Genomic DNA, 13,597 nt, shown 5'->3' with positions numbered 1-13,597 from the left:
GCTATCGCTGCCCGCAGGGCGGCCGTCAGATGCCGGGCCCGTACCCCGGATCGGGCCCCTGGCGCGGATGCCACAGCGCCGCGGCACCCCAGAGGCCGAGCGCGACGACGGCGGCACAGACGAGGAACGCCGCCCACGGGCGGAGCCACCGCGTCGCCACCGCCCACGTCATGGGCGGGACGAGCAGTCCGGCGAGGAGGATCAGGGGCAGCTCGACCAGGATGACGCTCCAGTCCCGGGCGTGGGCCTCGAACCCGCCGTCGATGCTGTACGCGGCCCGGGGCAGGGCGAAGACCCCGGCGACCGTGACCCCGGCGACCGCGAGCAGACAGCCGACGGCGCCCTGGGCCCGTCCGTCGTCGGCCTCCCTGCCGTGATCGCCGACATCACCGGCATCGCCGCCGTCGGTGACCTCGCCGACGCCGTCCGGATCAAGGGCGGGGTTCTCGCTCATGCCCCGGAGGGACGCCCGGCGCCGCCGGCCGGTTCCGTACGCCGGTTCGGCTCGTGGAAGCCCGTGCGCGGCCCGGGCCGCACCGCTCGCCGAACCCGCGGCCGCGGGTGACCATGGAGAACGGAACCTGGCGAGAAGCGGGCCGGCACTGGAGGGCACCCGTGGCGCACACCGGCACCACCACCGACGTACTCATCGTGGGCGCGGGTCCCGTCGGACTGAGCGCCGCCGCCGAGCTCCGCAGGCACGGGGTGCGCTGCCGGCTCGTCGACCGGCTGCCGGCCAGACTCCCGTACGCCAAGGCCGTCGGGATCCAGCCGCGCACCCTGGAGCTGTGGGACCGGATGGGCCTGATCCGTGCCGTCCTGGAGGCCGCCGTGCCGATGCGCGGCCAACTGACGTACGTCAACGGCGCGGTGAAGGCGCGGATCGCGCTCGAACTGCCCCCCGAGGTGCCGTACGGCTTCGCCGCGCTGCCGCAGTACGAGACCGAGCGGCTCCTCGAGGAGTACGTGGCCGGCCTGGGGACGCGGATCGAGCGCGGGACCGAACTCGTCTCGTTCGTCCAGGACGCGGACGGGGTCACCGCACTGCTGCGCGGCGCGTCCGGGTTCACAGAGGAGCTGCGGGTCCCCTATCTGATCGGCTGCGACGGGGCCCACAGCGTCGTGCGCAAGACGCTGGGCCTGTCGTACGAGGGTGGCGCGTTCCCTGAGGCGTACATGCTCGGCGACGTCGTGGCCGAGTCGGACTGGGACCTGCCCCGGGGGTACGCGCTCCGCTGCGAGCACCGTGCCGCCGACGGGTCCCTCGACGACGTCCTCGTCTGCATCCCGCTGCCCGGCGCCGGCCGCTACCGGATGTCGATGAAGGTGCCGGCCGAGCCGGCCGATGCGGCGCCGGCGACGCGACCGCCCGGGAGCGGCATCCCGTCGGACGGACTCGCCCACGGCCTCCAGGGCGGTCGCGGCCCCGAGCTGTCGGACCTGCAGGCCGTCGTCGACCGGCTGGCTCCGGGCCCGGCCCGGCTCTCCGACCTGCGCTGGTCGTCGGTCTTCCGCATCAGCCACCGCATCGTCGGCCGGTACGGCCGGGGGCGGGTCTTCGTCGCGGGCGACGCCGCGCACATCCATCCGCCCACCGGCGCCCAGGGCATGAACACCGGCATCCAGGACGCCGCCAACCTGGCCTGGAAGCTCGCCCTCGTGGTGAAGGGCGAGGCCGGGCCCGCGCTGCTCGACAGCTATGACGCCGAGCGCCGCCCGGTGGGCGAGGAGGTCGTCGGCCGTACCGTGCGGCACTCCACCCAGGGCATGGAGAGCGATCCGGAGGACATGACGACGCTGCTGCTCCGCGAGGCCCAGCTGCTCGTCGGCTACCGGGACGGCCCGCTCGCCGGCGCCCCGTACGGGCCGGCGGGCGCGCCGCAGCCCGGCGATCTGGCCCCGGACTGCGGCGGTCTGCGCACACCGGTCGCCGTCCACCCGTTCCGGCTGCTCGACGTCCTGCGCGACCGCCCGGGACACGTGGCCGTGCTGTACGGGGCCGATGTCATCGGGCTGGAGCGGGCGGTGGCGGCGGCGAGGGCCGCCGCCGCCGAGCGGCTGCCGCTCGACGTCGTCGCCCTGCTCCCCCGGGACGCCGATCCGGACACCGCCCCGGCCCTCGGCGCTCCGGCGTACCGGGACGCCGCCGGGGAGTTCGCGCGGATCTACCTCCCCGACGGCGACACCGGCTTCGTCGTGCGCCCCGACGGGCAGCTCGCCGCGCGGTTCCCGCTGGGCGCCACCACGGCGGCCCTGGCGGACTGCCTCGACGCGCTGTCCGTACCGCTACGGGACCCAGTGGTTGCCTGAGGCCGTGATCATGACCTGGAGCTGGATGCTCGCGGAGAAGTAGCTGCTGGTGTCGATCGGGGTGGCCAGCATCTTGTTCCACAGGGCGTCCAGCCAGGCCTGGCTGCCGGAGTCGGTCATCGCCGCCACCGCGAACGGGGCGAAGAAGGCGGCCTCGCTGCCCGCCGAGATCTGCGTGCCGTTGAGCTTGTATCCGATGGCGATCTTGTTCGGGTCACCGCCGGTCTTCGTCTTGATCCAGCTGTTGAGCTTCCGCGCGGCCGCGAGCGACGTGGCGTCGCCGCTGGTCACCGCGTCGTCCGCGATGCGCCACGGGGTACGGCAGGCGTTCCACCAGTACGCGCCGTCGTTGGGGTCCTCGAGGACCTGTCCCGGGGCGGGCCTGGGGGTGGTGTTGGTGTCGACGACGAAGTCGGGGAGGAGTCCGGTGCCGGAGGCGTAGGTCGACTGGAGACGGGAGATCTGGGTCTGGTGCGCGGTGCGCACGGCGTCCCAGGTCGTGTCGCCCGAGGCGGTACGGAAGGCGCGGAAGTGGTCGACCATCCAGTCGGAGGTACGGGATATGTAGTAGTACTGGTCGCCGGAGCTGCTCCAGTCGCCGAGCTTCAGGAGCTTGGTCGTCGGGTTGAGCTCGTCCTTCTTGATCGCGGCGATGTGCTTGAGCGCGAGGTCCTTGTAGTTGTACGTGCCGGTGCTGCCCCACTGCTTGTCGGCGAGGAGCAGACCGTAGGCCACGTCCATGTCGCCGTCGGTGGCGCCGTCACCGCCGTTGACGCTGCGACAGTTGACGTCCTGCTCGGCGGCGAGCAGGTTCGGGTTGACGGAGGACGGGTGGTCGATCTTCCACTTGACGAGGCCGTCGAAGATCTTCTTCGCGTCGGGGTCGGCGCCCGCCATGGTCGCGGCGACGACCATGCCGTAGCCCTGCGCCTCGGCGACGTACGGGTGGTCGGCGTCGGGCGAGATGATCTGGTACCAGCCGTTGCCGCAGTTCTGGCGGACGAAGGCGGACTTCCACCTGTTGTAGTAGTCGACGACCTTCTGGTCGAGGGCGGCCTGGGAGCCGGAGGGCTTCAGCATGCCGGCGGCGTAGGGCTTGAGGTGGCTGCCGAAGGGGACGGCCGTGCCGCCGCCGCCCCCGGTGCCGGTGGGCGCGCCGTACACCTCGAACTCCCAGAGGGAGTAGCCGTACGCGGTGCCGCGGCCGGTCCCGTACATGCGGACGTATCGGCCGCTGCCGGAGACCGTCAGGTCGTCGGTCGCGCCGTCACCGGCCGTGGTGGAGTAGACGTCGGACCAGGTCGAGCCGTCGGCCGAGGTCTGGATCCGGTACGTCTTCCCGTACGCGTCCTCCCAGTTGAGCTTGACGCGGGAGATCGTGTGGTTGGCCCCGAGGTCGACGCGGATCCACTGCGGATCGACCCCTTCGAGGCTCGCCCAGCGAGTGGCCGCGCTGCCGTCCACCGCGAGACCGGGCCCGAAGGCCGAGGTCTCGACGGACGAGGCCGTCACCGCCTTTCCGGTGGACACCAGACTGTCGGCGGCCTGTGCCTGCGGCAGCACCGTCAGGGGCAACGCCAGCAGACCCGCGAGCCCGAGAAGCGAGACGCTTCGTCGACGCATGACAACTCCCTTTCCCTCCATGGCCAATGGTTAGGAAATGTTCCTAACCATTGGCCGGGAGAGTAGAGAGACCGGAAGTTCCGCGCAAGACCCCGCACCACAACCGGGACGTGAACTCCTCGGTGCGGGACCCTCCTTGGGGCGGCTCCGGGCCGTGTCGGACACGGGTCGAGCGCCCGGCTTCAGTCCTCCGCCGTCTCCGCGCCGCCCTCCGCCGCCGTCTCCGCATCGCCCCCGGCCGCCGCCTCCGCTGCCGTCTCCGCATCGCCATCCGTCGGTGCCGTCCCGGCCTCCGCCCGCGCCGCGCGGGCATCCCGCAGCGCCGTGTGCACCGACCAGACCACCGAGACCAGAGGGACGGCCACCACGGCGCCCACGATGCCCGCGGCGATGGAGCCGGCGACGACCGAGATGGCGACCACCAGCGGATGGAGCCGTACGGCCCAGCTCAGGACGAGCGGGTGCAGGACGTGGCCCTCGATCTGGCCGATCACCACGATCAGACCGATCACGATCGCGGCCACCAGGGGACCCTGCGAGGCCAGCGCCACGACGGCGGCGACCGCCAGGGCGATGGGCGAGCCGATCAGCGGCACGAACGCGGCGACGAACTCCAGGAGGGCCAGCGGCACCGCGAGGGGAACCCCGAGGAGCCACAGGGCGATGCCGACGAGCACCGCGTTCACCGCCGCCACGAGGACGATCCCGTGGGTGTAGCCGGTGAAGGTCCGCCAGGCGGCGCGCCCGCCGACCGCGACCCGCTCGCGGATCGAACCGGGCAGCTGCTTGTGGAACCAGGCCCACTGGCGGTCGCCGGAGTGGACGAAGAACACCGCGGAGAAGACCGCGAGGGCCAGGGTCGTCAGCACGGCCACCACGTGATGGGCGCCGCTCAACGCCGTACTGACCAGGGTCGAGCGATGGCTGGAGAGATACTCCCCGATCTTGGCCTGGAGGTCGCTCAACGCCCCCGGATTGAGCCGGAACGGCGGCCGCTCCAGCCAGTCCTCGATCCGGCCGACCCCCACCCGGAACTCGCGCACGAGGGTCGTCCGCTCCCCCGCCACCGCCTCCCCGACCAGCGCGAGCACGCCCAGGACGAGCGCGATGCTGCCGAGGAGGGTCAGCACCACGGCGAAGGGCCGGGGCAGCCCGCGGGCGACCACGTCGGCGAGAGGTCGGAGCAGCGCGGTGATCACGAGCCCGAGGAAGAGGGCCACACCGATCTCGTGGAAGCGCCCGAGCACGGCGAAGAGGCTGTAGACGAGCACACCGACCACGAGCAGCCGCCACGCGTACGCGGCGGCCGTACGGAGGAAGGGGCTGACCGTGACCGTCGGTGAGGTGCCTGGCTGCATCCCACCGACCTACCACCCGCGAGGGCCTCCGGTCGTCAGGATCACAGGCCGGGCGCCGGAACTCCGCCGATCGGCGGTGCGCCCGGCGTCACCATGGGCGCGCGACGGGTCACTCGCGACGGCGAGAGCCGCCGGCGCCGGGCGAGCACCCCACCGCACGACGCGGCGCGCGGGCAGCGCGGCGGCGGCGAGGACGCGTGCCGGAGCACCCGGCACCTTCCGGAGGGACACGGGGGGACACGGAGGGACGCCCTGGGGCAGAGGAAGGGCGGGTCGTCAGACGGAGGCGATCGCGATCCCCGCTGTGCAGGCCACGGCGGCGACGGCCGCGCGGGGCCGGTCCGTCCACTCGACGAGCCGAATGTCGCCCTGACCGGCGTGACCGGTCAGGGCGGCGTGACCGGTCAGGCCGGCGTGACCGGTCAGGCCTGCCTTCAGCCGGGCTTCCGCCAGGACCCACAGGCGGAGCAGCGCCGGGCCGGAATCCGGTGGGTTCACGGCCTCCTCGAAGTCCGCGGCGGGGAGGAGGCGACGGAGTACGTGTACGGGGCCGGGGCGGCGCGTCACGGGCTCCACGTCGATGCCGATCGGGCCCGGGGCCACGGCGGCCGCGACCAGACCGTCGGCGTGGCTGAGGCTGACGCCCACCCCTGGGCGGCCGCGCAGGTACGGACGCCCGTGGCCCTGCCCGCCGCACCCGGGGCACAGCTGGGCGAGATCCGGCGTGTCCGGCGGCAGGCCGGTGACACGGGCGACGCACAGCCGCGCGAGGAGTCGCGCCGCGAGTACGTCGTCCCGGCGGCCCGGCAGCCGGATCCCCGCGAGGCGACGCCGTTCCCACGGGGCCAGCAGACCCTCGTCCAGGCCGGGGTGGGCCAGCACTTCCGGGGTCGTCGCCACGATGGCCAGCCCGGTGGCCCGGTCCGGCTCGGGACCGCCCGTCATCGGGGGACGCTCAGCCCGCGGCGGCGCTCAGGAAGCGCTCCTGGACGCGGCCGAGGGTGCGGAAGTCGTCGATGGTGACTTCCTGGAGGTCGATGGCGCTCCCGGAGAGCTCCTCCAGGAGGTCGATGAACTCGAGGAAGTCCATCGAGTCGATGAGACGCGCCTCGATGAGGTCCTCGTCGTGGGCGATCGGGCCGTCGAGGCCGGGGTTCTTCTCGTGAAGCCACTCGGCGATGCGTTCCATGGGAAGAGGTCGCTCCTTGCTTACAGCTGTCGCGGGGAGAGGGGAGGGGTACGGGAGGGGTACGGGGTGCGGGATGGGCGTGCGGGACGCGTCGGGCGTCCGGCGTGCCGGGGCCGTGACCGCGGCCTCGCTCAGCCGCGGGCGTCGCGGAGCCGGTCCAGGGCCAGCTCGGGGGTGCCGTGGGCGAGGATCATCGCGTGGATCCAGCGCTCGATCCCGAAGGCGACGCAGGCGCTGTACGCCGGACCCTCCGAGCCCGCGCGGATGTCCAGCCGCTCACCGAAGAAGTTGCGGTGCCGGTTCACGGAGGCGATGGCCGTGCCGTCGGGGGCGCAGAACTCGTGCTTGACCGGGTCGAGCGCCATCAGCCTGGCCCGGGAGCCGCCCTTGTCGTAGAAGGGGTCGTCGGCCACGGCCCTGTTCAGCTCCAGCCCGAGGAGGGCGGCCGCTTCGAGGATGAACTCGGCGCCCCGCTCCAGGTGTTCGACCGAGCCCTGCTTGGTGCCGAGGTACAGGACCTCGCGCATGTGGAAGCCCCACAGGCGGCGCAGGCCGTCGTAGTGGGTCTCGTTGCGGAAGCAGCGGCCCGTGGCGGAGAGGCGGAGGCCCTGCTCTCCGACGTCCCGGCCCTCCAGGGAGAGCAGCAGTCCGTAGCAGGTCGCGGACGGCAGCAGATGGCCGGTCGGCCGCAGGGGCAGTTCTCCCGGCGTCTCGCCGGCCGCGAGCCCGTCGAGCGCGTCCGGGGCGAAGCGCCCCGCGGAGACGCCGAGATGGGGGAAGTTGCGGAAGAAGTCGAGGCGCGTCAGGCCCTCCACGGACAGCAGCGGCGGGCCGACGACCTCGGGCGCCGAGAGCCGTGCGGCGAGGCCGGTGAGCAGCTCGTCGAGTCCGTGCAGGAGCGCGGTCCGGACCGGGTCCAGGGTGATCAGGCCCGCGCCCGGGCTCTTCAGGCCGCCGTCCGGCAGGACCGTGGCGCTGGGTGTGCTCATGGAAACCGCTCCCTCTGGGCGTGGGCGAACCGAGATGCGGGTGAACGCCCATGGATGTGGTCGCCGTTGACCGCGAAGCGCAGCAGCGATGAAGCCGGCTGACATCCCTGCGGGACCGGACTGCGCAAGGGGACACTAGGTCAGCCTCGCGCGGGTTGTCTAGACCAAAGCCGAGGGACTGTCACATGCAACTCCGCATATTGAGACGTCACTTGACAACAGGTATGGTCTAAACCAATCGTTCTGAACGGCGTGGCCCCGACATCCCACGCCGGGCGCCGCCGTGCGTCCGTTCCGTCCGCTCCGACGTCCGCCCTGCCGTCCGTCCGTGCCGTTCGGCCCCCGGCTCCGCGCCGAGGGCTTCTCCGTGCTGTCCACCGGCCGGGGAACGCTCCCCGACTCCCGCCCTGGAGGGACCAGATGACGACGCCCGCAGCCCATCGCCCCCGCCGCCGCCCCCACCTCCACCGGGCTGCCTCGGACCGGCCGTACTTCAGCGCGGACGGCGAGTCCTACCTCGCCCAGACCACACTGCGGGAGCTGAAGAAGTCACAGCCGCTGCGCGTCCTGTCCGAGGAGGACTTCGCGCACTGGCAGACGTACGGCTACGTCATCGTCCGCGAGGCGATCCCCGCGGAGGCGGCGAAGCGCCTGCTCGACTTCACCTGGGACTTCCAGGGACTCGACCCCGACAGGCCGGAGAGCTGGTACGAGGACCGGCCGTTCCGCTCCGAACTGGACCAGCAGCTGCACGTCTACGGCTTCGTGGAGGCGTACCACCACCAGCTCCTCTGGGACAACCGCCAGGCCCAGCGCGTCTACGACGCCTTCGTGGACGTCTGGGACTGCGAGGAGCTGTGGGTCACCCAGGACCGGCTCAACCTCAACCCGCCCAACATCGGGAACCGCGACCGCGCCCTCATCGAGCCCACCGACCGCGGCTTCGACATCGAGCTGCACTGGGACATCGACACCACGCTCGGCGTCCCGCCGCAGCGGGTGCAGGGGATCATCGCGCTCAACGAGACCCGGCCGGAGTCGGGCGGCTTCCAGTGCAACCCGGAGCTGTTCCGGCGGTTCGAGGAGTGGAAGATCGCCCAGCCGGCCGACCGCGACCCGCTGCGGCCCGCCGTGGACCGCACGGAGTACCCCGTCGTCCGCCCCGATCTGCACCCCGGCGACCTGCTGATCTGGAACGGCCTGCTCGCCCACGGTGTGGCGCGCAACGTGTCCGAGAACCAGGTACGGGCGGTCCAGTACCTGTCGATGATGCCGGCGCTCGAAGAGCACGAGCGGCTCAGGCGGTCCCGCGTCGACTCCTGGCGGCACCTGCGGACCCCGCGCTGGAACCGGACCCTCGTCGGGGACCCCGTGCTCCACGAGTCGAAGCGCTACCCGACGGCCGTCCTGGACGACCTCGGCAGCCGACTGCTGGGGCTCACCTCGTGGAAGGACACGGGGGAAGGCCCGACGGCCGAGGGCGCGGGTGTGAGTGCCGGTGCCGGTGCGGACGGAAGCGCGGGTGCCGGCGAGGCTGCGGGCGCGGACGGAGGCGGCGCCGCCGGCCCTGGCGCGACCCCGGCCGCGACCCCGGCCCCGACCGCGCGCACGGGCGCCGCCACCGTCCCCGACCAGGGCGGGGAGCCGGCGTGCGCCGTGTCTGTCTGACCCTGCCCACCGACCGGGCCTGTGCCGCGACCATCCGGGCCGTGGCCGAGGAGGCCGCCTACGGCGCCCGTGTGTTCGGCGTCGAGGTACGGCTCCTCGTCCTGGACTCCTCCGACGCGGCGGACGTCGCCGAGCACCGCGCGGTGATCGCCTCACTGCCCGCCGTCCCCGGCGTGCTCGTCCACCACCTCGACGAGGACGAGCAGCGGACCTTCCTGCGGGAGGTGATCGCCCGCTCCGGCGTCCCCGCGCCGGACCGCGTGCTCGGCCTCATGCTGCCGGACCGCGTCTCCTACGGCGCCTGCACCAACCGCGCCTTCCTCCTCGCGGAGGCCCTGGGCTGCGCGTCGGTCCACCGCCGCGACTCGGACAGCCGCTACCAGCATCTGGACGGCGCACCGGTCTTCCCGCTCCACCACGAGCTCACGGCACTGGGGCTGCGGGCCGCCGACGTGGCCGGTCTGGTCTCCCGGAGCAGGCTCGACCCCGCCTGCGCGGACCGGCCGGTGGCACTGGTCGGCGGGTCCTTCGTCGGGGAGATGTCCGTGGACGTCGAGGAGATCCGCCGTCTCGACCCGGGGATCTACGAGGACGTCGTGGGCCTTTCGATCCCCTCCGGCTACCCGGAGATCTGGCGCAGGAACCTGATCGCGGAATCGTTCAGGGGCGCCGGCACGGCCGCGTACACCGGCGACCGGACGACGCTCATGAGCGTCAGCCCGACGCGGTTGGACATGTGCAACATCGCCTTCGACCGCGAGGTGTACGGCCGGGTTCCGCTGCCGCCCGCCACCGACACCATCGGCAGTGACTACTTCCTCATCCACCTCGTCCAGGACGCCCGCCTGCCGGGTGTCCTGCACAACCGACACATCGTCAACTTTCATACCGGCGAGCGTCGTTCGGACTCCGGATTCCTGGCCTACCAACGCCGCTTCGCCAAGTACCTCCTCTCCACGCCGCACTTCGCGTCGGTGTACTCCGCGATGAAGGAGGCCGGTGACGCGCTGCTCGACGCCGAGGGCCACGTCCGGGCCTCCGTCGTCGCCGGGTTCGTCAGGGACAGCACCCGAGTCGACCGGTCGGAGAACGCCGAACGGCTCGATGTCCTCGACCGCTCCTACCGCGCCCTGGGCGGCCGCTACGCCACCGCCGCCGACGCCCTGGCCCCTCTCCGCGAGCAGCTCCTCGACGAGGCGCGGCAGGACATGGCGGAGTTCGCCCTGCTGACCGACGCGTGGGAGGCCCTGACCCGCGCGAGCCGGGCGGTCCCCCCGAGGAGGGCCCGCACCGTCACGGTGGCGTACTCCGGGGGCGAGGAGCGCCGGGGCCCCGTCACCATGGGGCAGGCCAACATGATCCGCTGCATGCTGCGGGACGAGCCGGAGCACATCAACATCCACGATGTGTGGCCCGTTCCCGAGGGGACCCGGACCGAGGACGCGATCGAGGCCCTCAGGACGCTCGCGATACGGCACGAGGCGCTGCGGACGACGTTTCCGCACGCCGCCGGAAGCGCACCCGGAGAACAAGTGGTGGCGGCCGAGGGGACGTTCACCGTCACCGTCCTCGATCACGAGGACCTGCCCGAGGACCCCGCCGGGTACGCCGAGTCGTCGGCCCGCCGAGCCCGCGCCGAACGCTTCCGGCTGGACCGGGACTTCCCCCTCCGCGTCTCCCTCCTCACCCGGTCCGGCGCACCCCGGTTCGTGGCCATGGCGGCGAGCCACGCCGTGACCGACGTCGGCGCCCTCGGCGTCCTCAAGGAGGAGTGGCTGAGCCTCCTCGCCGGTGAGACCCTCCCGCCGCCGACGTCCCTCACTCCGCTCGGCCTCGCCGCCGAGGAGGCGAGCCCGGCCGGCCTGCGCACGTCCGAGGCCTCGCTGCGGTACTGGGAGCGGATCATCCGCACCGGCCCCCAGGCCATGTTCGCCGAGCCGGGCGCCGAGGGGACCGAGATGCGGACTCCACAGCTCACGCTCCGGTCGCGGCGGGCGGCGCGAGCCCTCGCAGGCGTGGCCGAGCGCACGGGCGGCCTGCCGTCCACCGTGCTGCTGACCGCGTGGTGCGCGCTCGTCGCCCATCGCACGGACCAGCACGCGTGCGTGGCGGCCGTCCCGACGTCCAACCGCTACCACCCCCGGCTCGCCCGCTCGGTGAACACGCTGTCCCAGGACGCGCTGCTCTCCCTCGACGTCCGGGTGCCGACCTTCGACGCGCTGCTCAAGAAGGCCTGGGGGGCGGCGCTCAACGCGTACCGGCACAGCCGGTTCGACGCGGTGGCGCTCTGGGAGATGATCGGGAGCACGACGCACGAACGGGGCAGCCGGTTCGCGCGCGACGTCGTCTTCAACGACGTCAGCACACTGCCCGCGACGGCGACGACGGTCGCGTCCGCGACCGGTGAGGACGCGGCGGACACGACGGCGGACGTGCCCACCGGCCCCGACCTGGAACTGAGTTGGGGCCCTGACCAGGTGCTGCCGACCCGCGTCCTGACCTTCGTCCACGCGACCGGACCGCTCCTCCACCTGAGCACCTGGGTGGATCCCGCGCTGTTCAAGCGGGGCGAGGCGGAGGCCTTCCTGACCGGTCTCGTACGGCTCCTGGAGGCGGCCGCCACGGACGACGTACCGCTCGCGTCACTGACCGAGGTGACGGGTGTCCGTCCGGTCGCGCGCGGACCCCGGTGGTGCCGGGTCGACGGGTCCTGGACGTCGCCGCCGCTCGTGGCGCAGACGCTGAGCGAGGCACTCGCGGGGCTGCCCGTCCACGTGACCGCGGATGCCACGGCCCCGGACGGCAGCGCGCCGAACGGCCACGCGCCGGACAGCGGCACGCCGGACGCCACCGCCCCGGACGCCACCACGCCCCAGGGCGGGGCCCTGACGGCGTACATCGCCGCCGGCGGCACCCCGCTGACACCGGCGCAGGCCCACACCGCACTGATGGACGCGCTCCCCGGCCGCCCCGGAGTACTGGCCCCGCGCCGGTACGTGATCGTCCACCACCCGCCGGCGGAGGCGGACCGGACCAGCGCCTGGCTCCGGCAGCAGATTCTCAGGGAAGGGACCGGCCGGGACCGGGATGTGACATGACGATGGACGAGGCAACCGCGCAGCGGGAGCAGGGCTCCCCTCCCAGCCCATGGCGATCGAGTCGCTTCCGGCTGTTCTTCACCGCGCGCAGCACCTCGCTGCTCGCCGACGGCATGCTGATGGTGTCGCTCACGACCGCCGTGCTCGGCGCGGGGTACGGAGCGGGCGGTGTGGGATACGCACTGGCCGCGTGGATGGCGCCGATCGTGCTGCTCGTGCTGTTCGGCGGCGTGCTCGCCGACCGGTTCACACCGCAGGTGATGATGGTCGGCGCGGACGTGGTGCGCATGGTGGCCATGCTGGCGCTCGCGGTCCTGCTGATCGGCTCGGACGTTCGCCTGTGGCACATCATGGCGCTCCTCGCGCTGAGCGGTGCCGCGACCGCGATGTTCCAGCCGGGACTGGCGAGTCTGGTCCCCCAGGTCGCCGAAGACATCCAGCGGGCCAATGCGCTGCTGCGGATCTCCGAGGCGATCTGCACCCTGCTCGGCCCGGGTGTGGCGGGCCTCCTCGTGGCCTACTGGAACGTGGCCGGCTCGTTCGTGGTCATCGCGGCGGCGTACGCGATGAGCGCGCTCGGCCTGGCGCCGCTGCGCAGGCTCGGCACCGCCAAGGACGAGAGCGACGACCCGATGTGGCACCGACTGGCCACGGGCTGGCACGAGTTCAGGTCGCGCTCGTGGCTGTGGGGGGTCATCGCGGTGTGGGCGGTGTACGGCCTGTTCGTCTTCGGCCCGGCGCTGCCGCTCGGCGCGGCGCTGCTCACCGAACAGCACGGTGCGAGCGGCTACGGCTGGATCGCCTCGGCCGACGGTGCCGGCACGATCGTCGGCGGTCTGCTGGGCATGCGGGTCCGCCCGACGCGCCCGCTGGTCGCGGGAGCCTGTGCGATGTTCTTCTTCACCCTCAACCCCCTCGCACCGGCCCTGGGCTGGTCCTTCACGGTGACGGCGCTCACCGGCGTCGTGGCGGGCTGCGGCTTCGCGTTCTGGGGCGTGATGTGGGCGACGAGCGTCCAGTCCCACATCCCGCTCGCCGTCCTGAGCCGTGTCTCGGCCTACGACGTGGCGGGCTCCATCATGGTCATCCCCCTGGGCCGGGCCCTGGCCGGCCCGGCCGCGGACGCGTACGGCGCGGACCGGGTGCTGCTGTTCTCGTCGGTCATGGGCGTCGCGCTCATCGGCGTCATGCTCGCCATACCCGCGATCCGCGCGCTGGGCCGCGCGCCGAAGGACTCACCCACTCGGGTCGCGGGTCCGTAGGGGCGCGAACGAGTGCCGGGCCGCGTCCTCGTCGCGGGACCGTACGTCACCCGAGGGGTGACGTACCCGAGGGAGCACGCGGTACGGATCTCATCGCGGC

Annotated in this window: 9 protein-coding genes and 1 pseudogene; 4 read left to right on the top strand and 6 right to left on the bottom strand. The window is 72.9% G+C overall.

What is annotated here, in order from left to right; translation table 11 throughout:
- Positions 1-25: 25 nt before the first annotated feature.
- Positions 26-454, bottom strand: coding sequence for a hypothetical protein (locus ACFQ79_RS01830; protein ID WP_383578848.1), 429 nt, complete (start codon positions 452-454; stop codon positions 26-28).
- 161 nt (positions 455-615) lie between these two features.
- Between ACFQ79_RS01830 and ACFQ79_RS01825 the strand changes: the two genes are divergently transcribed.
- Entirely contained in the window at positions 616-2,310 is a 1,695-nt protein-coding gene (locus ACFQ79_RS01825) for an FAD-dependent monooxygenase (RefSeq protein WP_383578847.1), read from the top strand.
- Here the strand turns inward: ACFQ79_RS01825 and ACFQ79_RS01820 are convergent.
- The 5 genes from ACFQ79_RS01820 to ACFQ79_RS01800 form a co-directional block, all read right to left on the bottom strand.
- Positions 2,287-3,933 (bottom strand): glycosyl hydrolase family 8, encoded by a 1,647-nt coding sequence (locus ACFQ79_RS01820; protein ID WP_383578846.1) that lies wholly within the window; start codon positions 3,931-3,933, stop codon positions 2,287-2,289. The two genes, ACFQ79_RS01825 and ACFQ79_RS01820, sit on opposite strands and share 24 nt — an antisense overlap.
- A 182-nt stretch (positions 3,934-4,115) precedes the next feature.
- Positions 4,116-5,291 (bottom strand): AI-2E family transporter, encoded by a 1,176-nt coding sequence (locus ACFQ79_RS01815; RefSeq protein ID WP_383578845.1) that lies wholly within the window; start codon positions 5,289-5,291, stop codon positions 4,116-4,118.
- Positions 5,292-5,567: 276 nt separating this feature from the next.
- Positions 5,568-6,236: a 4'-phosphopantetheinyl transferase family protein gene (locus tag ACFQ79_RS01810; RefSeq protein ID WP_383578844.1), complete on the bottom strand. Its 669-nt coding sequence runs from the start codon at positions 6,234-6,236 to the stop codon at positions 5,568-5,570.
- Positions 6,237-6,246: 10 nt separating this feature from the next.
- A complete protein-coding gene (locus tag ACFQ79_RS01805) occupies positions 6,247-6,480 on the bottom strand; it encodes an acyl carrier protein (RefSeq protein WP_383578843.1) in 234 nt (77 codons plus the stop codon).
- Positions 6,481-6,611: 131 nt separating this feature from the next.
- On the bottom strand, positions 6,612-7,469 hold the full coding sequence (locus ACFQ79_RS01800) for a hypothetical protein (protein ID WP_383578842.1): 858 nt from the start codon (positions 7,467-7,469) through the stop codon (positions 6,612-6,614).
- Positions 7,470-7,889: 420 nt separating this feature from the next.
- Here ACFQ79_RS01800 and ACFQ79_RS01795 point away from each other — a divergent pair.
- From ACFQ79_RS01795 to ACFQ79_RS01785, 3 genes and pseudogenes are all read left to right on the top strand, one after another.
- Positions 7,890-8,939: pseudogene (locus ACFQ79_RS01795) on the top strand (phytanoyl-CoA dioxygenase family protein); the annotation flags it as partial.
- Complete coding sequence (locus ACFQ79_RS01790; protein WP_383578841.1) at positions 8,915-12,235, top strand: DUF6271 family protein; 3,321 nt, start codon at positions 8,915-8,917, stop codon at positions 12,233-12,235. The pseudogene ACFQ79_RS01795 and the gene ACFQ79_RS01790, both read left to right, overlap by 25 nt.
- Entirely contained in the window at positions 12,232-13,497 is a 1,266-nt protein-coding gene (locus ACFQ79_RS01785) for an MFS transporter (RefSeq protein WP_383578840.1), read from the top strand. Before ACFQ79_RS01790 ends, ACFQ79_RS01785 begins: the two co-directional genes overlap by 4 nt.
- Positions 13,498-13,597: the final 100 nt, after the last annotated feature.

Source organism: Streptomyces sp. NPDC056480 (assembly GCF_042795405.1).
GTDB lineage: Bacteria > Actinomycetota > Actinomycetes > Streptomycetales > Streptomycetaceae > Streptomyces.
The sequence above is the reverse complement of the archived record's forward strand: the minus strand, read 5'-3'. Positions and strand labels throughout refer to the sequence as shown.